The organism is Nocardiopsis baichengensis YIM 90130, from assembly GCF_000341205.1.
GTDB classification, from domain to species: Bacteria; Actinomycetota; Actinomycetes; order Streptosporangiales; family Streptosporangiaceae; genus Nocardiopsis_A; species Nocardiopsis_A halophila.
Genome location: NZ_ANAS01000006.1, coordinates 163,301 through 184,652, shown reverse-complemented (window position 1 = coordinate 184,652; position 21,352 = coordinate 163,301). Strand labels below are relative to the sequence as shown.

Genomic DNA, 21,352 nt, shown 5'->3' with positions numbered 1-21,352 from the left:
CGGTCAGGCCCGCCCCGCCGTGGCAAGGCGCCCGGATGCCGCGAGGCGTTCCAGCGCCTCCTCCGTGCCCGTCCCGGGGCGGGGGTTGTACAGCACCAGGAAATGCCCCGGAAGCTCGGGTACACCGAGCATCGTCGCCTCGAACACCAGGTCGCCGACGTCGGGGTGGACCAGCGCCTTGACGGCGCGGGTCGCGGCGGCGACCTCGTGGCGCTCCCACAGCTCGGCGAACTCCGCGCTCACCGACATCAGGTCCGCGGCGATCCTGGAGAACTCCGGGTCGTCCGGGTGGCGCGCGGCGTCCGCGCGGAAGCGGGCCACGACCCGGGGCGCCGCGGCGGACCACTGGCGGGCCAGCGCCCGGTAGCGGGCGCTGGTGAAGAAGGTGACCAGGCAGTTGTGGTCGCCGTCGCCGTACCCCAGGACCTCGGCGGTGGCGTCGTTGATCGCCGCCAGGTTCCAGTACCGGTCGCGGATGTAGGCGGGCCGGGGCGACCAGGACTCCAGCACCCGGACGAGCTCGTCGGGGACGCGGGCGCCCGGCTCGGCCGCGGCCTGCGGCGGGTTGAGCCCGGACAGCAGGTAGAGGTGCTCGCGTTCGGCCGCGTCCATGCGCAGCGTCCGCGCGAGGGCGTCCAGGACCCCGCCGGAGACGTTGATGTCGCGCCCCTGCTCCAGGCGGGTGTACCAGGACACCCCCACCCCGGACAGCACGGCCACCTCCTCGCGGCGGAGCCCGGGGGTGCGGCGCCGGCCCGCCGCCGGCATCCCCACGTCCTCGGGGGTGAGGCGGGCGCGGCGGGAGCGCAGGAACCCCCGCAGTTCATCGCGGCGGCGGAGGACGGGGTCGGCGGGCGGCGGCGCGGCGCTCATGCCTCCACGATAGTCCGCCGCGCCGGACCCGCCCCCGGGGCGGCGCCGTCCCGCTCGGGGCCGCCCGGGGAGGCGGCGCGGAACGTCCGCCGGTAGGCCAGCGGCGCGACGCCGATGGCGGCGTGCAGGTGCCGCCGCAGGGAGGCGGCGGTGGCGAAGCCGACATCGGCGGCGATCCGGTCCACCGGCAGGTCGGTGCCCTCCAGCAGGTCCCGGGCGCGGGCGACGCGCTGGGCGGTGAGCCACCGCCCCGGACTGGTCCCGGTCTCCTGCCGGAAGCGGCGGGCGAAGGTGCGCTCGCTCATCCGCGCGTGCCGGGCCAGTTCGGCCGCGGAGAGCGGCCGGTCCAGGCGCCGCAGCGCCCACTCGCGGGTCGCCGAGGTGCCGGCCTCGCCGTCCTCGGGGACGGGGCGCTCGATGTACTGGGCCTGCCCTCCGTCGCGCCAGGGCGGGACCACGCAGGCCCGCGCCGCCCGGTTGGCGGCCTCGGCGCCGTGGTCCCGGCGCAGGAGGTGGAGGCAGGCGTCGACCCCCGAGGCCGCCCCGGCTGAGGTGAGCACGCGCCCCTCGTCCACGAAGAGCACGTCGGGGTCGACCTCCACACGCGGGTAGAGGCGGCGCATGAGGTCGGCCTGGTGCCAGTGGGTGGCCGCGCGCCTCCCGTCGAGCAGCCCCATCGAGGCCAGCAGGAAGGAGGCCGTGCAGATCGACACCAGCCGCGCCCCGGGGCGCATCCTGTCCAGCGCCTCGACCGCCCCGGCCGGGGGCTCGCCGGTCTGCAGCAGGGACGACAGGTCGAAGGGCGGGATGATGACGGTGTCGGCCTCCGCGACCGCTTCAGGGCCGTGTTCCAGGGCGATCGCGAAGTCCTCGCGGGTGGGGACGCTCCCGGCGCCCGTGCCGCACGTGACGACCTCGTACAGGCGGCCCAAGGCGCCGAAGACCCGCGCGGGGATCCCCAGCTCGAAGGGGTAGACGCCGGGGAGCGCGAGAACGGCCACGTGGTGCATGGCAGGATCGTATCGGATGTTGGCGTTTCCGCCATTCCCTTCTCCCGCGTCCTGCGCCACTCTGGTGTCCATGAGCAACGAAACGACGACGAGGCCGGAGATCCCGGCGACCATGCGGGCGGTCTCCCAGGACGTTCACGGCGACCCGGAAGTACTGCACCTTGTGGAGAAGGAGGTCCCCTCCCCTGGACTGGGCCAGGTCCTCGTGAAGGTGCGCGCTGCCGGCATGAACCCGACCGACTACAAGCACCGCAGCGGCCGGCGGTTCCTCGGCGATCCGCCGTACGTCCTGGGCTGGGACGTGTCCGGCGTCGTGGTGGCGGTCGGTATCGGGGTGACCCTGTACCGGCCGGGCGACGAGGTGTTCGGCATGCTGCCCTACGCCTACGGCGCGGGCTCGCACGCCGAGTACGCGGTGGGGCCGGCCCGGGCCTTCGCCCCTAAGCCGTCCTCGCTGGACCACGTGCACGCCGCGGCGGTGCCGCTGGCCGCGCTCACCGCCTGGCAGGCCCTGGTCGACACCGCCGACCTGACGGCCGGGCAGAAGGTGCTGGTGCACGCCGCCGCCGGAGGGGTGGGACACTTCGCGGTCCAGATCGCCAAGGCGCGCGGCGCCTACGTCGTCGGGACCGCCAGCGCGCCCAAGCACGACTTCGTCAAGAGCCTGGGCGCCGACGAGGTCATCGACTACCGGGAGCAGGACTTCGCCGAGGCCGTGAGCGGGGCCGATGTCGTCCTGGACACGGTGGGCGCGGACACTGCGCCGCGGTCGCTGGAGGTCCTCAGGCCGGGCGGGATCGTGGTCAGCATCCTGCCCACCGGAACCGACCGTCTGGCCTCCGAGGCCCGCGAGCGCGGCGTGCGGGGCACGGAGATGGTGGTCGAGCACGACCAGGCGGGGATGCGCGCCATCGGCGCCCTTGCGGACTCCGGCGCCCTGCGCCCGGAGATCGCCGGCGTCTTCCCGCTGGAGAAGGCCGCCGACGCCCACCGCGAGGGCGATACCGGCCGCGTCCAGGGCAAGCTGGTGCTGTCGGTGTCCGACCGCTGATCCGACGGCCGCCCTGCGGCTGATCCGGCCGCCGGCCCGGTGACCGCCTTGGTGACCGGCCCGGCGGCCGGTCCGGGGTGACCGGTCCGGCGGCCACGGGCCCGACGACGGGGCGTCCGCGGCGGCCCCGGTCAGGTGATGGCGCCGGCCAGGGCCGTCGCGAGCACGGCGGCCCCGGCCGCCGCGCACATCAGCCAGCGGATGCGCGCACGCTCGTGCAGGGACACCAGGACGCTGCTGACCAGGAGGATCAGGCATCCCGCCCACAGTCCGTGGGCGAACCAGGGCAGGGTCTCGATGTAGTCCGGGAGCACGGACGTGACCAGGGGCGCGCCGGGGGCGGAGTGGCCCCGCAGGTAGGCGGCGGCGAGCACCGCGGCGGGAAGGCCCGCACCGCACACCGCCAGCGGCACCCGCCAGGGCCGCCCGCGCACCCCGCCCCCGGCCGGGGGACCGGATCCGTGCTGCTCGGGGCCGTGCCGCTCAGGGCCGCACCTCTGGGGACCTCGGCGAAGACTCGACGCCCGCACCTCTTCCGCCTGCTCTCTGTGAGTGGTCGTGCTGGGGACGGAACGCCACCTTATCGCCGCCCGAGCGTGTACGGACCCCCCTCGGCGGCGGTGTCCGAAGTCGCCCCCGCACCGGGCGCGACGTCCTCGGGGAGCAGGTTCTGCAGCTCTTCGAGTGTGGGCTCCCGTCCGTCCGAGGCCTGCTGCTCGATCCGGTGCGAGTGGCGGGCGACGCCGTCCTCGAAGAGCTTGCGGATCTCGCGTGCGTTGCCGGTGGAGAACCGCTCCCGCCCCGCCCGCACGACCGCGGCGACCGCCTCGCGCGTGGCGTCGGGCACCAGGAAGTCCGCGGCGGCCGCCGTGGCGGCGAAGATCTCCACCAGCTCGGCGGGCGTGAACGGGGCGAAGTCCACCGTCCGCGAGAAGCGCGAGGCCAGCCCCGGGTTGGCCGCCAGGAAGTCCCGCATCCGGTCGGTGTAGCCGGCCGCGATCACCACGACCTCGTCGCGGTAGTCCTCCATCAGCTTCAGCAGCGTCTCCACGGCCTCGTGCCCGAAGTCGTTCCCGCCGCCGCGGCCCGCCAGGGCGTAGGCCTCGTCGATGAACAGCACCCCGCCGCGGGCCTTCTCGAACACCTCGCGGGTCTGCTGCGCGGTGTGCCCCACGTAGCGGCCCACCAGGTCGGCGCGGGCGGCCTCCACCACCTGCCCCTGGGCGAGCACGCCCAAAGCGGCCAGCAGCTCACCGTAGATGCGCGCCACCGTGGTCTTGCCGGTGCCGGGCGGGCCCGCGAAGACCAGGTGGCGCGAGGGCAGCGGGGCCTCCAGGCCGGCGGCCTGGCGGCGCCGCCCGGCCGAGATCAGGCTGGTCACCTCGGCGACCTCGCGCTTGACGCCCTCCAGGCCCACCATGGCCTCCAGGCGTCCCATCAGGGCCTGGGCCTGCCGCTCGTCGCGCGGGGCCCCCACCCGGGCGGTCAGCCCCGGGTCGACGGCGCCCTCCAGGTCCCCCGGCACGATCCGGGTGAGGTCGGCGGCCGACGTGGTGCCGTCGGCGACCAGCCGGCTCGCCTGGCGCTGCACCACGTGCTCGAACATGCGCCGCGCCTCGCGCCCGTTGCCGAAGCTCGCGTCCCGCGTGAGCCCCTGGAAGTGCCGGACCACCAGGTCCCGCACCCCCCGGCCCAGGACGTAGCCCTTGCCCTCGGCCGCGGCCGTGAAGATGGTGGCCAGCTGTTCGGGCGTGTAGTTCTCGAACTCGACCGTGCGCGAGACCCGCGACTTGAGCCCCGGGTTGGCGGCGAGGAACCCGCGCATCTCGTCGGAGTAGCCGGCGAAGACCACGACGACCTCGTCGCGCGCGTCCTCCATCAGCTTGATCATGGCGTCGATGGCCTCCTGGCCGAAGTCGGCGCCGCTGCCGAAAGTGCGGGAGAGCGCGTAGGCCTCGTCGATGAACAGCACGCCGCCGCGGGCGCGCTGGAACAGCTCGGTGGTCTTGCGCGTGGTCTCGCCCAGGTGCTCGCCGACGAGGTCGGCCCGGGAGGCCTCGATAAACCCGCCCTTGTCCAGCACCCCGAGGGACCGCAGGACCTGGCCGTAGATGCGGGCGACGGTCGTCTTCCCGGTGCCGGGCGGGCCGGAGAAGACCAGGTGCCTGCTGAAGTCGAGGCTCGGCAGACCGGCCTCGGCGCGCTTGGCGTTCACCCGGTGCAGGTCCACCAGCGCGCGCACCTCCTTCTTCACCCCCTCCAGCCCGACCATCGCGTCCAGCTCGGCGATGACGTCCTCAAGCGGGCGCACGCCGCCCTCGGCGGGCGGCGCGGCCTGCGCGGGGGGCGCGTTCCGCGCCGGGTCGGCCGCGGCCCGCACCGGCCGCTCGGGCGGGCCCTTCTCGTACTCGGTGTCATCGACCTGGAGGACGGCGCCGGAGTCGGCGTACAGGTCCCGCTCGCCGTTGCGGCGCAGGGTGCAGCGGAGGAGCCTCAGGCGGCCGCCGCCCTGGACGCCGGCGCCGACCCGGTTCGCACCGGTGATGGTGGTGTCCTCGACGGTGGCCGTGCCGCCGTCCATGACCGCGAGGCCGTTCTCGCCCCCGGCGACGATCGAGTCCTTGACGTTTGCGCGTCCCCCCTCGCCCACGGTGACCCCGTTGGTCCCTCCGCCCAGGACCCTCAGGTCGGCTCCGGAGACCTCGCAGTAGCCTCCCGCTTCGACCATCAGCGCACTCCGGTGGCAGCGGGAGACGGTCAGCTCTTCGGCCTTGAGCGTGGCGTCCTCCAGCACCCGCACCCCGGCCAGTACCCCGGTGATCTCCACCGACCGCAGTGCAGCGCTGCCGTCGCGGGCGATCACCCCGACGTTCGCGCCGGTCCCCGTGACGGTGGCCCGCTCGATGTCCGCGCGCGCTCCGGCCAGACGGATGGCGGGGCTGGGCTCCTGCCCCGCCGGCGCAGGGGCACAGCGCATATCGAAGTCCCGCACCTCGGCACGGGCGTTGTAGAGGTTGAGCCCGACGCCGGACACCTCTCGGAGCCGTGCGCCCTCGACGGTGAGGCGCCCTCCGGCCACCTGGACCGCGTCCCCCGCGGCGCCCTCCACCTCCAGGCCGGACACGCGCGCCTCGCCGGAGTCGACGTGCAGGACGGTGCTCTTGGCGGCCTTGACCCGGCAGTCCCGGAAGGAGGCCTTGGAGTCCTCGGCGACGCGCAGGACCTCCGACTCGGGGGCGCCCCCGGTGATCCGCAGTCCGGCGAAGGCCGCCGACGACTTCTGCCCCACCCAGACCGCCCGCCCTTGGAGGTCCTCGAACGAGCAGTCGGACACGGACGGGGAGGATCCTCCGACCGCGGCCAGGGCCGGGGCCTCCTCTCCTCCTGCCGAAACGAAGGAGCACTCCGTGATGTCCGGTGCGGCGCGGTCGGCGGCGGCGAGGGCGGGGCCGGGCGCCGCACCGGTGAAGCGGAGGCGGTGCAGCTCGGCGCGGGCCTCCCCTGCCACCTCCAGGGAGGCCTTGTCCAGTTCGGTGCCGACCACGCGGCCGCCCCCGCCGCGCAGCAGTACCGTGCCGCCCGTGATCCGGCAGTTCTCGATGTCGACGGGGGCGGCGTCCGCCATGACCCCGACCGCCAGGTCCAGGGTGCAGTCCATGGCCTTGAACGAGGTCCCGGGATACAGCTCGATCCCGGGCCGCCCCGGCGCGGGGCCAGCGACGTCGACCCCGTACAGCTCCAGGCGCCCGCTGCGCACCTCGAACACCGAGTCGTCGGCCACTGAGACCGACACCGTCCCCGGGCCCTGGGTCGGCACCACGATCACATGCCGGTCGATGAGGTGCGCGCCGTCGGCCGTGTAGTGCCCCGGGTCCACGTGGAGGTAGAGGTCCATGCCCGCACACGAGGGGTGCCGCAGGATCTCGTCGAGTCCGGAGGCCGCCCCCCGGGCGGACCTCGATACGTGGACCGTGAACATGCATGAACTCCCGAGGGAACAGGTTCGCTTCACCGCCACCGGGGACCGGCACGCCCGCAACGGTATGTTCCGTACGGTATCGCCCCCTCAAGCGCCGTGTTCGGACGATGAGAGACCGTGTCCGGGCCGGGGATGCGGCGTCGGACACGGGTTCGGCCCCGCACGGCGTGCTGCGTAGAATGCCCGCGACTGCGGGCGAGCGGACGCGCCGCTCTCGAAGATCTGGGTTGGAGATCCCGTTGAGTTACCCCCCTTCCACCGGTTCCTCCGGCCAGGGCGGCCGTTCCTACCCCGCGCCGCCTCCCCCTCCGGGATCCGCACCGCCGAAGGGCACGAGCGGCGGGAGCGGCGGCAACAAGGCGCTCGTGGTGGCGGTCGTCTTCCTCGGCTTCGCCGTGCTCGTCGCCGCTGCAGTGGTGTTCGTCGTGGCGGGGCGGGGCGCGGATGAAGGGTCCGCCTCCCAGGACGCCGGCGCCGGCGCGCAGGGAGGCGGGGACGGCGCGGGCGGCGCGGGCGGCGCGGGCGGCGCGGAGGACGCCGCGGCCGGAGAAGGAGAGGCCGAGGGCTCGGCCGAGGAGCCCCAGGAGGACACCGTGGTGTTCGGCCCCGATGAGGAGCTGAGCATCGAGGTCGTCAGCCCCCAGACCTACGTGGACCTGGACGGCGATCCGCCCCTCGTGGTCGAGGACAGGGTCGACGGGTACGACTTCGTCCTGCGCCCGAACATCAACGGTGTGGCGTTCGAGAACTCCGGCGGCGGCATCGCTCCGCTCCCCGAGGGCGGGGAGGCTCCGGACCGAGCGGCCTGCCTGGACGCCGTCGAGACCAACGGGAGCACCGGTACCGGTTTCTCGAACGGTTCCCGCTTCTGCGTCCAGACCGACCAGGGACGCGTGGCCTACATCGAGGCCGTGTCATCGCCGGGCGGAACCGGAACGGCGACCGTGCAGGCCACCGTCTGGGAGTGAGCGCCGGTGAGCGATCCCTACGCGCCGCAGGGGCGGCAGGCGTCGGACATGTGGCAGACCGGCTGGGAGAGCGGCGTCGACCTGCGTGAGGCCCTGCTGTCCGGAATGGAGCTGCCGGAGCTGCCGTTCGTCCCGGTCCGCCTGGAGCCCGGGGAGGTGCCCCACGCCGAGGTGGTGGCCGACTACTCGCGCTTCTACGCCATGGACGTGACCTATCAGCAGTCCAACGGCCTCTACTTCGGCTCGCCGCTGTTCGTCGCCGCCGGGCTCACGGCGCAGGCCATCGGGAACGCCTCGGCGCGCTCCCGCGCCCAGGCCATGGCCGCGCCCCAGTGGCGGGAGTTCCAGCGCGTCACCGTCTATGTGACCAGTCGGCGCCTGCTGGCCCTCATCGACGGCACCCGGTGGCTCTCCTGGTGGCACGCGGGGAACATGCAGGTCAACCCGGTGCTCGACCAATGGGCCCTGGTGCAGCTGTTCAACGACACCGAGCCGCTGCGCTGGCAGGGCCCGGCCGTGCCGTGGCTGTCGGTGGCCGTGTCCTACCTGGCCCACGGTCCGGGCCACCTGCTCCACCACCCGGAGTTGGCGCGCCTGGCCGTGATCGAGGGCTGAACCGGCGGGGCCGTGCGGGCCGACGGGGCCGTCCGGACCGTCGGGGCCGTCGGGCGCTGCGCCGCCGGTACTGCGTCCCCCGGTGCTGCGCCGTCGAGGGCCCGGTGCCCGACGCGCCGCCCCGGTCCGTGGCCGTGGCCGCGGACCCGCGGGCGGGATAGGGTCGCGGTGCATGAGGCTCACGGTTCTGGGCGGGTGCGGTGCCTGGCCGACGGCCGCCCAGGCCTGCAGCGGGTACCTGCTCGTGCACGCCGGGTTCCGCCTGCTCATCGACCCCGGGTTCGCGGTCCTTCCGCGGCTGCTGGGGCACGTCCCGCCCGGCGGCGTCGACGCCGTCCTGGTCAGCCACGGCCACCCCGACCACTGCGCCGACCTCGCCCCGCTGCTGCGGGCCCGTGCCTACGCCGACCCGCCCGCGCCGCCGCTGGCCGTGCACGCCCCGCACGGCGCGGTCGACGCCGTCCTCGCGCTGGACCGCGGAACCGCCGTGGACACCGCCTACGACCTGCGCGCGTTCGAGCCCGGGGAGCACTTCACCGTCGGCCCCTTCCTGGCCGAGACCCGGCGGCTGCCGCACCACGTCCCCAACGCCGGGATGCGGCTGACCGCCTCGGGGACGGTCCTGGCCTACACCGGCGATACCGGGCCGAGCCCGCACATCGGCGAGCTCGCCGCAGGGGCCGACCTCCTGCTGTGCGAGGCGACCTTCATCGACCGCGTACCGGTCCTCGAAGCGCCCTACCTGCTGTCCGCGGAGCTCGCCGGCCGGTACGCGGCCCAGGCCGGCGCGGCCCGCCTCATCCTCACCCATCTGTGGCCGGGGACGCCCGCGATCGAGGCGGAGAGGGCCGCGGCGAAGGGGTTCCAGGGCCCGACGACCGTCGCCCGCCCCGGGCTGACGGTGCCGCTCCCGTGACCGTGCGGCGCTCAGGCGGCACGCGCCCCGCCCTGTGACGCCGGCGCCCAGAATACCGGCGAGGGGGCGGCCCTCCTGGGGCGCACCCGCCCGTCGCCGGTGTAGGCGGCGAAGAGCGCGCCCCTCGCCCCCTCGGGCAGGCCGGCCACCATGAGGACCGCCGGGACGCGGTTGCGTCCGAGCCATCCCAGGACCGGTGGGACGCCCCAGGGCACCGACCGCGGTCCGCGGGGCACGGCGGTCGCGTCGATGATCACCGCCCGGGTCACCAGGGTCAGCTGGCGGAGCATCGCGCGGGGGTCGCCGGTGTCGGCCTGGTCCAGCCTGAGCTGGTCGAGGGTGCCCACCCCCTTCAGACTCCCCGGGTGCTCCCTTAAAGCGCGATCGACCGCGGCTTCCAGGGCCGTGCGGGTGGGCAGGGCATAGAAGAAGCCGTCGAGTCCGAACTTCGCCGCCATGACCTCTGCGGCCGCGAAGGCCGCATCGATGCCCTCGGACACCTCAGAGCCCGCGAGGGCGTCCGAAGGCACGGAGGCCTTGGCGGTCTTGGCGGTCTTAGAGGCCGTTGCGGCGCCCTCGTCCGCGGGCAGGTCGACCACCATCAAGAACGGGGACTCGGCCTCGAACGCGGCCTCCAGGGCCGCGGCCCGGACCGGGGACCGATCCGCGCGGGCGTCCGGACGCGGCGTGTACGACGGGGGACCCGGGGAGGCGCCGAATACTGTGGGCGGCTCCTCCTGAGCGGCGAGCCGGTCGGCGAGGATGACGGCCCCGGAACAGGCGAGCTGCACGCCGACAGGAGGAACGTGTCGGGCGAGCATTTCCAGCGGGACCCCCGCCGCACTGGTCATGCTCTGAAAGAGCTCCCATTGGACGGAGCGCCATCCTTCACCGCCCAATTCGGCCCGCGAATCCACCCCGGGGTCAGAGGCGTACTCAGAGGCGTGCTCAGAGGCGTGCTCAGAGGCGTACGCGGAATCGGCTTTCCACCCTCCGGCGGCATATCCGGCCCACTCCGCCGCTTCACTCGTCCACCCTTCCTGTCTGAGGAACCAGGCCGTCAGGAGCGACGTTGCGCGGTCGTGCCGGGCGAGGCGGGGGCCGATGGGCACCGGTGCGGCGCCGCCCCCGGAGAAGCGGGCGCCGCACAGGGCCTGGTAGCCGGGCGTGCAGCGCCCCAGGCCGGACAGGGCCGCCAGCCAGCGGAACAGCGCCCGGGCGGCGTCGTGGCCGCCCGCGCCGCCGGCCGCCGCGCCGATGCCCTCGGCGAGTCCGTCGCGAAAGGCCGGGGAGAGGCGGCCGTCCCAGAGCGCGTCGGCCGCGTCCATCGCCGCGACCATGTGCGCGGCGAGGGGCCGCCCGGATTCGGACAGGCGGTTTTCCGGAATTGCATCCGCACCTTTTTCCCCGTTCGGGGGCGCATGCCACAAATGCACCACCTCCTCGCAGGGGAAGCCAACCACGGCCGGGTGACCGGTTCGCGCCGATCGCGCACCGGGACGGGCGTCCGCGCCCCGGAAACGGCCCCGACGCCGCGTTCCGGACCGTGGCCGGATCCGGCCACGGGGCCGGGCGGGTCAGCCGCGGCGCACCGCCCGGCCCGCGAGGACGCCGGTGCGGACGCCGTCCCGCACCACGAACGCGCCGTCGATCAGCACGTGCGGGATCCCCTCGGGCAGGGCCCGGGGCCGCTCGAAGGTGGACCCGGCCGCCACGGTCCGCGGGTCGAACAGGACCAGGTCGGCCCGGTACCCCTCGCGCACCAGCCCCCGGTCGGCCAGGCCGAGCCGGGCCGCCGGGCGCGAGGTCAGGTGGGCGACGCACTCCTCCAGCGACAGCACCCCCTCATCGCGCGCGTAGTGCCCGAGGTAGCGCGGGAAAGTGCCGTAGGCGCGCGGGTGCGGCTTGTCGCCCTGGAGGATCCCGTCGCTGCCCCCGGTGTGCACCCGGTGGCCCATGACCGCCCGCACGTTCTCCTCGTGCCCGACGTGCTGGAGGATCGTGGACCCGAGCCGGTCCTCCACCAGCAGCCGGTGCGCGGTGGTGAAGGGCTCCTCCCCGCGCTCGGCCGCCGATTCGGCGATCGTCCTGCCCACGTAGGGGGCCAGCGCCGGGTCGGACACCCCGGAGATCTCGATGGTGTCCCACTCGATCGGCACGCCGTGGCAGCCGTCGGAGCCGTCCACCTCCATCACGTGGCGGATGCGCGCCGTCCGGTCCGGGTCGGCCAGGCGCGCCAGGACCGCCTCCGGTCCGCCCTCACTCGCCCAGCTGGGCAGCATCGCCGCCAGGGTCGTGCTCCCGGGCGTGTAGGGATAGGTGTCCAGGGTGATGTCGGCGCCGTCCCGGAGCGCGCGGTCGAGCAGGTCCAGCAGCTCCTGAGCGCGCCCCTTGTTGGGCGCGAAGTTCATGGTGGCGTGGGCCAGGTGCAGGGCGCACCCGGCCTCCCGGGACAGGCCGACCATCTCGTCGTAGGCCTCCAGCGCTCCGGCTCCGTAGGAGCGGTGGTGGGGGCAGTAGTAGCCGCCGTACTCGGCGACGACCTTGCACAGCTCGGTGAGCTCGCCCCGCGATGCGTACATGCCGGGTGTGTAGGTCAGTCCGGACGACATGCCGACGGCGCCCTGGTCCATCCCCTCGGCGACCAGGCGGCGCATCCGGTCGAGCTCCTGCGGTGTCGGCTCGCGGTCCTCCCACCCCATGACGAGCATGCGGACGTTCCCCTGCGGCACCAGGTAGGCGGCGTTGACCGCGATGCCCTGCCGGTCGAGGCGGTCCAGGTACCCGCCCACGGACCGCCAGTCGAAGTCGATGTCGGATCCGTCGCCGTTCCAGCCCGTGATCGCGCTGCGCACCTGCCGCAGGGTGCGCTCGTCCACAGGGGCGTAGCTCAGTCCGTCCTGCCCGAGGACCTCCAGCGTGACCCCTTGGGCCGCCTTGGCCGAGTGGTCGGGATCGCGCAGCAGGGCCAGGTCGGAGTGGGCATGCATGTCGATGAAGCCGGGCGCCAGCACGAGACCGTCGGCGTCCAGTGCGCGCGCGCCGCTGAGGGGGGCGTCGCCGCTCCGGCGGCGGATCTCGGCGATCCGCCCCTCGCTGATGCCCACGTCGGCGGTGAAGGAGGCGGCGCCGCTGCCGTCGGCGACCCGAGCGCCTCTGATGACCAGGTCCATGGCGGCCCCCTAGAAGAACGTGCGGATCAGGTCGGTGACGGTCCCGTCCTCGCGGACCATGGGCACCATCGGCCACTTGTCGAAGATGGTGCAGGGGTGGGACAGGCCCATCCCCACCCAGTCGCCGACCTCCAGCTCCACGCCCTCGGCCACGCTCACCCAGGCGTGCTGGTCGGACAGGGAGGTCACCTCGATCCCCTCGGCCGCGCGCACCGGTCCGCCGTCGGACGGGCGCACCAGGCGGGGCCGGGGCAGGTGCTGGTCGTAGGCGGCGTCGCGGCGCCCGGCATTGAGGAAGGCCTGGCCGGGCTCGGGACGGGAGACCACCTGCGCCCACAGGGTGAAGGCCGCCTCCAGCGCGCCCTCCTCGGGGATCCGGTTGAAGGGGGTGCGCTCACGGTAGAGGCCGTCGTCGTGGGAGACGTAGGCGCCCGAGCGCAGCAGCTTGAGCACCGGCCGGCTCAGCCCCTCCAGCTCGGCGAAGACCTCGGCGACGGCGTCGAACCAGGCGCTGCCCCCGGCGGTCACCAGGACCGGCTCGTCGGGCCCCAGGCCGGCGAAGCGGCCGGCCCGGTCGAAGTCGGCGGCCAGCGCGGTCAGCCGGCGCAGCCAGGCGGCGACCCGCTCGCGGTCGGCACCGGGCACCTCGCCCTCGTACCCGGCCACCCCGACCAGGCGCAGCGCCGGCGCGGCACCGACGGCGTCGGCGACCTCGGCGCACGCGGCCGCACCGCGCGCCCCGGTGCGGGCGCCCCCGCCGGCGCCCAGTTCCACCACCACGTCCACCGGGCGGCGGGCGCCCGCCTCGCGCAGGGCCCGGTCCATCAGCTCCACCCCGCGCACCGAGTCCGCGTAGCAGGCGAAGACGAAGCCGGGGTCGGCGTCGAGCTCGGCGGCGAGCCAGCGCAGCGCGGCCGGGTCGGTGAGCTCGTTGGCGAGGAAGACGCGCCGGACGCCGAAGGCCCGCGCGACGCGGACCTGGTGCGGGACGGCCAGGGTGATGCCCCAGGCGCCGTGCTGCAGCTGGCGGTCGAACAGCTGCGGGGCCATGGAGGTCTTGCCGTGCGGGGCGAACGCCAGCCCGTGGCGCCGGGTGTACTCCTCCATGAGCGCGAGGTTGTGCTCGGTGCGCTCGGCCGACAGCGCCAGGACCGGGGTGGTGAAACCGCCGGTGAACAGGTTGCGCTTCTCGGCCGCGAGTTCACCGGCCCTCCTGCCGTCCGCGTCCGGGGGGAGCCCTTTGAACCGGAAGTCGACGACCTCGTCGGCCAGGCGGTCCAGGCCGCTGAGTCGGTGCTGGGGCGAGGGGGTCATCGCGGCTCCCGGGTCATGCGTTGCAACATGTGCAATGGGCGTTGCGCGTAGCGCATCTGGCTGTCTACCATCCGGGGGAACGGCGGTCAACGGCGCCCCTGGGACCGCCCGCCCGTGCGACCTGACGATCCCGGCCCCGCCGGTGGACGAGGAGCGGCTCGCCCATGCACCCCCTCACGGCTGCCTCCGCCTCGCCTGCGACGGACCCGCGCTTCGACGCGGTCTGCCTCGGCGAGTCCATGGTGACCTTCCTGCCCTCCCGGCCGGGAGGACTCGCGGAAGTCCCCTCCTTCGAGCGCGCGCTCGGCGGGGCCGAATCGAACGTCGCCTGCACCCTCGCCGGGGCCGGCCACAGCGCACGCTGGGTGAGCCGCGTCGGCGCCGACGGCTTCGGCGACTATTTGGTCCAGGCCGTTTCCTCCTACGGCGTGGACACCTCCGCGGTGACACGCGACCCGGAGCGCCGCACCGGCGTCTACTTCAGGACCGGAGGCGAACGCCCCACCGGGATCGCCCCCAGTGTCCCGAGTGTCCCCGGCGCCTCCGGCGCACGGCAGGCCGAGGTCCTCTACTACAGGAGCGGGTCGGCCGCCTCGGCCATATCACCCCAGAACACCGACACCGCCGACACCGACGCCGGACGCGTCCTGCACCTGACCGGCATCACCCCCGCCCTGTCCGAGGACTGCCTGGCCCTGATGCGCGCGCTCACCGCCCCGCGCCCAGGGCGGCCCCTGGTCTCGTTCGACGTGAACCTCCGCATCGGACTGTGGCGCGAAGCGCCGGACACCCCCGACGTCCTGCTGGAGCTGGCCCGCGGCTGCGACCTCGTCTTCGTCGGCGAGGACGAGGCCGAGGCGGCCTGGGGCATCACCGGCGGCCCGCGGGCGATCCGCTCGGCCCTGCCCGAACCCGCGGCGCTCGTCGTCAAGCAGGGCCCCGCGGGCGCGACGGCCTTCACCGGCGACGCGCCGACCGGCGTCTTCTCCCCAGCGCCCTCCGTGGAGGTCGTCACCCCCGTGGGCGCCGGGGACGCGTTCGCGGCCGGGTTCCTCTCGGCCTCCCTGCGCGGGCTGGAGCTTGCGGCCCGGCTGCGCCACGGCCACCTCACCGCCGCGGCCGCCCTCACCGTTCCCGGCGACCTCGCGGCACCCCCGTCCCGGCGGCACGCCGACACCCTGGCGGGGCTCTCCGACGACGCCTGGGGCACACTGCGTCTCGCCCCCGGTTGGACCGAGGGGGCCCGACCGTGCGCAGAGAGGGCCGCCGCACCATGAGCCAGACCGTCGACCGCGCGCTGAGCGTCCTGCCCCTGCTGGCCGAAGGGCCGGCCACCCTTGACCAGGTCGCCCGGCGCCTGGGGGTGCACAAGTCGACGGCCCTGAGGCTGCTCCGGCCGCTGTGCGAACACGGGCTGGTCCACCGCCGCCCCGACCAGCGCTACCGGCTGGGCGCGCGGCTGTTCTCCCTGGCCCAGGAGGCCATGGAGGGGCTGGACGTCCGCGAGATCGCCCACCCGCACCTGGTCGCCCTCAACGAGGAGACCGGCCACACCGTGCACCTGGCTGTGTACGAGGAGGGCGAGGTCGTCTACATCGACAAGGTCGACAGCCGCTACCCGGTGCGGATGTACTCCCGGATCGGCAGACCGGTCGCCATCACCGTGGCCGCCGTGGCCAAGCTGCTCCTGGCCGACCTGCCCCCGGACGAGCGCCGCGCGCTGGCCGAGCGGCTCGACTACCCCGCCTACACGCCCCGGTCCACCCCCGACGCGCAGGCCTTCCTGGCCGAGCTCGCCCGGGTGCGCGAGCAGGGGTGGGCCACCGACCTGGGGGGACACGAGGAGTCCATCAACTGCGTCGCCGCGCCCGTCCGGGGCCCCGACGGGCGCGTCGCGGCGGCCATGTCGCTGTCCGCGCCCAACGTGGTCGTGGGCGCCGACGCCCTGGTGGCGCTCCTCCCCCAGGTGCGGCGCACCGCCGAGGCGGTCAGCGCCGACTACTGCGGACGCGCCCCCGGCGGGGGCTGACCCGCGCACCGCCCGAACCGACCCGACCGCCCCGAACCGGCCGCACTCCGTACCGACTGCACCGACTGCACCGACCGAACCGACTGCACCGACCGAACCGCACCGACACCAGGAGGCCGAACGCATGAGCGCGTCCACGCCCAAGACCGCCCTGACCCCCGCCACCCACACCACCCCGCCCGCCCGGTTCTCCCACGGCGTCCGCAAGGGCAACATCCTGCAGGTCGCCGGGCAGGTCGGGTTCGGCCCGGCCCAGGAGGGCAAGGCGCCCGAGCCGGTCGGGCCGGGGCTGCGCGAGCAGACGCTGCAGACCTTCGCCAACGTCGAGGCGATCCTCAAGGAGGGCGGGGCCTCCTGGGAGGACGTGATGATGGTGCGGGTGTACCTGACCGACACCGCGCACTTCCCCGAGTTCAACCGGATCTACGACGAGTTCTTCGCCGGCCTGCAGGAGGCCCCGGCCGCCCGCACCACCGTCTATGTGGGGCTGCCCAAGGGCCTGCTGGTCGAAGTCGACGCGCTCGCGGTCCTGGGCTGATCCCCCCCCGGGGGCGCCCGCGCCGGAACCCCCGGCGCGGGCGCCGCCGTCAGTCGGGCGTCTCCAGGTCGACCAGGTAGCCGACCACCTGCGCCCCTTCGGCCGAGGACTCCCAGCCGTGCACGTGGGAGGCCTCGGCCAGCTCCGTGCTCTCGGGCACGGGGCGCAGGGCCCTCGGGGCGCTCCCGCGCACCTCCGCATAGCGGCAGCGGACGACGCGGATCCTCCTGACCGTCCCCGCCACCGCCTCCGGCTCTTGGCTGCCGGCGTGGTGCTCCTGCCGATGGGTGATCCCCGCCAGCGTGCGCCGGTCCAGGATCTCGCCCAGCCAGGCGCGGTCCCCGGGCTCGGCGGGAAGCAGGTACCACTCGACCTGCGCCCCCACCGAGAACGGGTCCCCGCAGCACTGCAACCGCAGACTCTCCACCCACACCACCGCGGTCCCCTTCGCGGTGCCCGTGCGCATCGGTCCACTCCTTCCCCGCCGGCTCCTCTGCCCTCCCCTCCCCGTCCACGGCACGTTCGACGCTCACCGCCCCGGCCCCGCTCCCGCCCGCAGGCGGTCGTCCACAGCCCGGTGAACGGCGCCCCCGGCGGCGGCTCCTCCGGCCTAGCTTTGTGGCCCGCCCCCATGAGAGGAGCCGAACCATGGCAGCCGAACGGGAATTCGGTCCCATGCAGCTCTCCAAGTGGCTGGGCATGCGCTACGGCGACTTCCAGCGCGCCTGCATGCTCGCCCTGGTCCCGCCGCCCGACATCCGCGGGACCTACTGGTCGGAGTCCCTGGCCAAGACCCTTCCCGACCGCGTCGAGGAGATCGAGGCCGAACTGGCCGAACGCACCGCGCCCGCCCCTCCGCCCGAGGACCCGCAGGAGCGGGCCAACAAGGGCCGCCCCTTCGGCCCCGTACAGCTCGCGCGCTTCCTCGGCCTGGAGCGCTGGCAGGTCGAGCGCGCCGCCGAGCGCGGCCTGCTCCCCGCGCCCGACACCGAGGACGGCAAGTGGTCGCGGCCGACCGCGCAGGCGCTGCTCAAGCGCGTCACCGTGCTGCGCGCCGAGATCGGCGACCATCCCGGGCACGGGTCGGTGCGGGCCGCGGAGGTCCTGGCCGAGCGCACCGGGCTGGACGTGCGCCGGGACGACGTCCTCGACCTGCACGACCGCGGTCTCCTCGCCCCGGTGGGCGAGTTCCGCGGCCACCCCATGTTCGGGCGCGGCGCCCTGGAGGCCCTGCCCCGCGAGGCGGTCCGCGCGGTCGTCTCCGAGCGGGAGGCCTGGCTGGCCGACAGCCTGGCCCCCGAGGAGGCGGCCCGTGAGGCCGGATGGTCGGTGGGCCGGTTCGAGGTCGCCGCCGAGCGGGCCGGCCTCGCGCCCGGACGGTTCGGGCGCTTCGCGCGCGCTGACCTGGCGTCGCTGCTCCCTCCCGCCCCCTGACCGGTCGAAACGCACAGGGATTAGCCCGGCGTCACCGGTTTGTGGCAGTGTCTCCGGCATTAGGGGGCCTCGTCTCAGAGGCTTTCCGCGCACTGTGCGGGAGGGAACATGGCCGAGGGCCACGAGGGGACCGCTGATCCGAGGCTTGAGGCCGAGGGCGAGCTGAGCATGGCGCGGCTCGCGCTGGAGGGCGGGGACCTGCGGCACGCCGCCGGCCACGTCGCCCGTGCGCTCGCCTTCGACCCGCGGCTGCCCGAAGTCCACGAACTGCTGGCGCGGCTCGCCGTCCACCCCGACGGCGGGCCCGGCCTCTACCCCGTCGACCAGCCCGCCTACCTGGGCGACGTGGTGGCCCGGGCGCACACCTTCGCCGTGCTCGACCACCCCGACCAGGCGCTCCCGCTGCTGGTGACGGCCCAGTGCCACCGCCCCGACGGGGCCTGGGCCGACGCCGCGTGGATGTACGAGCGCCGGACGGCCGAGCGGCTGGAGCCCGAGCTGGTGCGCAACAGCCTGCTGCGCCTGGCCGGCGCGCTCGGCGACCCCGTCGGCGAGCAGGTGCTGTCGGCGCTGCGCCCCTACCTCGCCCTGGTCGACCTGTGCCTGGAGGCCCGCCCCGAGGAGCCGCAGCTCCTCTGGGCGGCCTCGATGCTGCTGCGCCGCTGCGGCAGGGCCGGGGACGCCGTCGCGCTCGCCCTGCGGGCCGAGGCGGTCGAACCCTCCTTCCACGCGGCCATGGCCGCCGGCTACGCCTTCCGCGCCGAGAAGCGCTGGGAGGAGGCCGAGAGGGCCTGGCTGCGGGCCCTGCAGTTCGACCCGGGCAACCTGGCCCTGCACACCGACATCGGTGAGCTCCTGGCCACCGCGGGCCGGCCGCGCGACGGCCTCGCCTGGGTCGAGCGCGCGCTCGAGCAGGACCCGCAGGACCCCACGGCCTTCCCCACCGCCTGCGGCATGCGGTTCTCGCTCGACGGGCGGCTGGAGCACCTGGTCGCACTCGCCGACCACCTGCGCGAACGGCCCGGCGGCGACCACCCCGACCGGGTGCTGACCCAGAGCTCGCAGTCCCGCCACTGGCTGGGTCCGATCCCGCCTCCCACCGAGGCCGTCGTCGACGTGCTCCACCGGCTGCAGGAGCAGGGGGGCGCCCCGGAGGGCTCCCGGCTCGCGCTCACCGTCTCCGCCCCGGAGCCGCCCAGCGCGCTCCTGGCGCTGCGCCTGGCCGCGCCCGGCTGCACGGTCGAGGTGGGCGCGGTACCCGAACCCGACCCGCGCCTCACCGTGCCCGAGGTCGCCGACCGCGGCCCGGTCCGGGCCGTCGAGCGGCGGCTCTGGCGCTACCGCGGGACCACGGCCGAGCCCGCGGTGGGGCCGCCGTCCGATCAGGCCCAGGAGGCGCTGCGCACGCTCGCCTCCTACCCGTGGCGGCACCTGCCCGCCGCCTACGACGACGCGGTACGGCTGTCGGCGCTGCCGCTGGAGGACCTGCTGGGCGTGATGGCGCACCCGCCGGCGCCGCCCAACGTGGCCGCGGGCGTATGGCCGGCCTGGATCCGCCGGGTGCAGGCCTGGGCCTGCCTGGGCATCGCCCACCACCGCGCCGACCAGCCCTGGGAGGGCTCCGAGCGCCGCTCCGCCCTGATCGACCTGGCCTTCGGCCCGGAGGACTGGGCCGCCGAGGCGGCCCTGCTGTCGATGGCCGCCACGGCCTGGGTACGCCCGGAGGCCCGGAAGGACGTCGCCGGCCTGGTGGCGTGGCGGTTCCTGCTCGCCATGGAGGCGGCCCGCACCCGGGCGGTGACCGTCCTCGACTCCTTCGCCCACCTGGTGCGTGCCGTCCCCGACATGGACCCGGAGGTCCTCCGCCTGGCCGAGGAGGCCCTGCGCGACGACTCCGACGGCCCCGACGCCACCGGAGAGGACGGGGACGCCGGGGACACCAGGGGCACCGCGCAGGAGAGGGAGCACTGAACGGTCCCGCAGCGGGTCCGCTCAGAAGATGAGGCGCGCGTCGGGGTGCTCTGGGGAGTCGGCCTCCAAGATGGGCTGCGGCTCGCCCCTCAGATGGCGGTCGAAGAAGGCCTGGACGTAGGCCCGCTGGGAGGAGTGCAGCCGCAACGGGTCCTCCGCGGTGCCGATCGCGCCTTCCGCCTGCTCGTCGCTCATCCCCAGTCCGTCCTGGACCTGCGGCAGGACGGCCTGGAAGTCGGTGAAGGAGAAGTGCCGCGCCTCAGGGAGGTTCACGTCCCGCTTCCAGCCGGTGGAGTTGTCCCACATCCGGCCCCAGTCGTCGAAGGTGCGGTGCGTGTTCGGCGTCAGGCCGCCGTCGCGCTCCATGCTCCCGCCCATGAACAGGAAGGGCCGGTCCAGCCCCTCCCGCGCGGCCGGGAAGCGCTCCGGGAAGTCCTCGTCCCCGGTGAACTCCACGCTCCCGTCGAGGTCCGCGGCGGCGTCGATGCGGTCGTCGGCGTACATCGCGTGCAGGCTGGTCGCCCCGCCCAGCGACATGCCGAACATGCCGGCGGCCGAGGGGTCGAGGGCCTTGGCGAGCCCCTTGGGCAGCCTGCGCCCGTCGGCGTCGCGCCATCCCTTCTCCGACGCCTCCTCAACGGTGTCCAGGACGAACCGGGTATCGGCCAGGCGTGTCTCCAGGAGGGTGGGGATGACGTCCGGCTCGTCCTCCCAGTGGCGCTCCCCGTCGTCGAGGCGCCCGTCGGGGAACCGGACCGGCGCCTCGCCCGTGTGGTCGACGGTCACCACCGCATAGCCGTGCGAGGCCAGGTCCGCCACGATCGACGTCCCGAAGCCCCGGGGGACCGCCGCGCCCGGCGAGTAGAGGAGTACCGGGAGGGGGCCCGCGCTCCGGTCCGCACGGGCCCCGGTGAAGGCCGACACCGGGGCGCCCTCCCCGTCGACGCCCTCGAAGCGCTGCCCGGTCTGGTACTCGGTGAACAGGTCGCCGACGTCCTGGTCCACATGCGTCGCGGGCTCGTCCCACCATCGCGGCTTGGCGGGGTACCAGACGCTCACCGCCAGCTCCCGCTCGTCGTCGGTCCACGGGGTGGTGCGCTCGTCGTCGACCAAGCGGAGGTCGGCGGTGCCGACGTCGTAGGGCCCGGTGGGCGCGGGCAGCTCGTAGGTGATCTCGTCCGGGGCGGAGGGGGCCGCGTGTGCGGGCGGGGCGACCGCGGTGAGGACGACGGCCGCGCCCGCCGCGGCGGCGACCAAGGCCCGGTACCGGGGGTGCTCGGGGGTTCGATGCATGGCCTGACGCTAAACCGGGGGCACGGCCCCCTCCGATGACGCTGACACCACTCCCGCCCGTGGTGTCTCCCCTCCCCGTCTCCCCCTCCCCTTGGGTCCGGGGAATTCGCCCGGCGTTCGCCTGCGCGTCCCTTGGCCGCCGGTAGGTTCTGCGCCGACCCCCGCACGCCACACGCCCCGACAGGAGT

At 74.8% G+C, this 21,352-nt stretch carries 18 protein-coding genes; 9 read left to right on the top strand and 9 right to left on the bottom strand.

Features of this window, described 5'->3' with window-relative positions; all coding sequences use genetic code 11:
* Positions 1–3: 3 nt before the first annotated feature.
* Positions 4–873 (bottom strand): helix-turn-helix transcriptional regulator, encoded by an 870-nt coding sequence (locus C892_RS0106965; protein ID WP_017540117.1) that lies wholly within the window; start codon positions 871–873, stop codon positions 4–6.
* Positions 870–1,883: a GlxA family transcriptional regulator gene (locus C892_RS0106960; protein ID WP_017556638.1), complete on the bottom strand. Its 1,014-nt coding sequence runs from the start codon at positions 1,881–1,883 to the stop codon at positions 870–872. Before C892_RS0106960 ends, C892_RS0106965 begins: the two co-directional genes overlap by 4 nt.
* A 70-nt stretch (positions 1,884–1,953) precedes the next feature.
* On the opposite strand from C892_RS0106960, the gene C892_RS0106955 reads away from it, so the two are divergent.
* Complete coding sequence (locus C892_RS0106955) at positions 1,954–2,934, top strand: NADP-dependent oxidoreductase (protein ID WP_040685315.1); 981 nt, start codon at positions 1,954–1,956, stop codon at positions 2,932–2,934.
* 131 nt (positions 2,935–3,065) lie between these two features.
* On the opposite strand, the gene C892_RS0106950 is transcribed toward C892_RS0106955, so the two are convergent.
* Positions 3,066–3,368: a hypothetical protein gene (locus C892_RS0106950; protein ID WP_017556636.1), complete on the bottom strand. Its 303-nt coding sequence runs from the start codon at positions 3,366–3,368 to the stop codon at positions 3,066–3,068.
* A gap of 146 nt (positions 3,369–3,514) precedes the next feature.
* Complete coding sequence (locus C892_RS32565) at positions 3,515–6,913, bottom strand: AAA family ATPase (RefSeq protein ID WP_017556635.1); 3,399 nt, start codon at positions 6,911–6,913, stop codon at positions 3,515–3,517.
* A 239-nt stretch (positions 6,914–7,152) separates the two neighbouring features.
* Between C892_RS32565 and C892_RS0106940 the strand changes: the two genes are divergently transcribed.
* The 3 genes from C892_RS0106940 (at position 7,153) to C892_RS0106930 (ending at position 9,412) form a co-directional block, all read left to right on the top strand.
* The gene (locus C892_RS0106940; protein ID WP_239647291.1) at positions 7,153–7,881 is read left to right on the top strand and encodes a hypothetical protein; all 729 of its coding nucleotides are present in this window, start codon (positions 7,153–7,155) and stop codon (positions 7,879–7,881) included.
* 6 nt (positions 7,882–7,887) lie between these two features.
* The gene (locus tag C892_RS0106935; RefSeq protein WP_017556634.1) at positions 7,888–8,496 is read left to right on the top strand and encodes a hypothetical protein; all 609 of its coding nucleotides are present in this window, start codon (positions 7,888–7,890) and stop codon (positions 8,494–8,496) included.
* A gap of 172 nt (positions 8,497–8,668) precedes the next feature.
* On the top strand, positions 8,669–9,412 hold the full coding sequence (locus C892_RS0106930) for an MBL fold metallo-hydrolase (protein WP_017556633.1): 744 nt from the start codon (positions 8,669–8,671) through the stop codon (positions 9,410–9,412).
* Between the two features lie 11 nt (positions 9,413–9,423).
* On the opposite strand, the gene C892_RS0106925 is transcribed toward C892_RS0106930, so the two are convergent.
* From C892_RS0106925 to C892_RS0106915, 3 genes are all read right to left on the bottom strand, one after another.
* A complete protein-coding gene (locus tag C892_RS0106925) occupies positions 9,424–10,842 on the bottom strand; it encodes an HD domain-containing protein (protein ID WP_275041814.1) in 1,419 nt (472 codons plus the stop codon).
* 147 nt (positions 10,843–10,989) lie between these two features.
* Complete coding sequence (locus C892_RS0106920) at positions 10,990–12,585, bottom strand: N-acyl-D-amino-acid deacylase family protein (RefSeq protein WP_017556631.1); 1,596 nt, start codon at positions 12,583–12,585, stop codon at positions 10,990–10,992.
* Positions 12,586–12,594: 9 nt separating this feature from the next.
* Positions 12,595–13,899 carry a type III PLP-dependent enzyme domain-containing protein gene (locus tag C892_RS0106915; protein WP_017556630.1) on the bottom strand — a complete coding sequence of 435 codons (1,305 nt, stop codon included), beginning with the start codon at positions 13,897–13,899 and terminating at the stop codon, positions 12,595–12,597.
* Positions 13,900–14,063: 164 nt separating this feature from the next.
* Between C892_RS0106915 and C892_RS0106910 the strand changes: the two genes are divergently transcribed.
* The 3 genes from C892_RS0106910 to C892_RS0106900 all read left to right on the top strand — a co-directional run bounded on the left by C892_RS0106910 (position 14,064) and on the right by C892_RS0106900 (position 16,466).
* Positions 14,064–15,176 carry a sugar kinase gene (locus tag C892_RS0106910; protein WP_017556629.1) on the top strand — a complete coding sequence of 371 codons (1,113 nt, stop codon included), beginning with the start codon at positions 14,064–14,066 and terminating at the stop codon, positions 15,174–15,176.
* Positions 15,173–15,928, top strand: coding sequence for an IclR family transcriptional regulator (locus C892_RS0106905; protein ID WP_026124188.1), 756 nt, complete (start codon positions 15,173–15,175; stop codon positions 15,926–15,928). Before C892_RS0106910 ends, C892_RS0106905 begins: the two co-directional genes overlap by 4 nt.
* Before the next feature lie 124 nt (positions 15,929–16,052).
* Positions 16,053–16,466, top strand: a complete 414-nt coding sequence (locus C892_RS0106900; protein ID WP_017540130.1) for a RidA family protein — start codon at positions 16,053–16,055, stop codon at positions 16,464–16,466.
* 49 nt (positions 16,467–16,515) lie between these two features.
* Here the strand turns inward: C892_RS0106900 and C892_RS0106895 are convergent, their stop codons facing one another.
* Complete coding sequence (locus C892_RS0106895) at positions 16,516–16,932, bottom strand: DUF6578 domain-containing protein (protein ID WP_017556627.1); 417 nt, start codon at positions 16,930–16,932, stop codon at positions 16,516–16,518.
* Positions 16,933–17,114: 182 nt separating this feature from the next.
* Between C892_RS0106895 and C892_RS0106890 the strand changes: the two genes are divergently transcribed.
* Both C892_RS0106890 and C892_RS0106885 read left to right on the top strand, forming a co-directional pair.
* On the top strand, positions 17,115–17,900 hold the full coding sequence (locus C892_RS0106890) for a hypothetical protein (protein WP_239647289.1): 786 nt from the start codon (positions 17,115–17,117) through the stop codon (positions 17,898–17,900).
* 108 nt (positions 17,901–18,008) lie between these two features.
* Positions 18,009–19,871 carry a tetratricopeptide repeat protein gene (locus C892_RS0106885; protein ID WP_026124187.1) on the top strand — a complete coding sequence of 621 codons (1,863 nt, stop codon included), beginning with the start codon at positions 18,009–18,011 and terminating at the stop codon, positions 19,869–19,871.
* Positions 19,872–19,892: 21 nt separating this feature from the next.
* Here C892_RS0106885 and C892_RS0106880 read toward each other — a convergent pair whose 3' ends face one another.
* Positions 19,893–21,164: an alpha/beta hydrolase family protein gene (locus C892_RS0106880; protein WP_051060489.1), complete on the bottom strand. Its 1,272-nt coding sequence runs from the start codon at positions 21,162–21,164 to the stop codon at positions 19,893–19,895.
* Between the last annotated feature and the right edge of the window lie 188 nt (positions 21,165–21,352).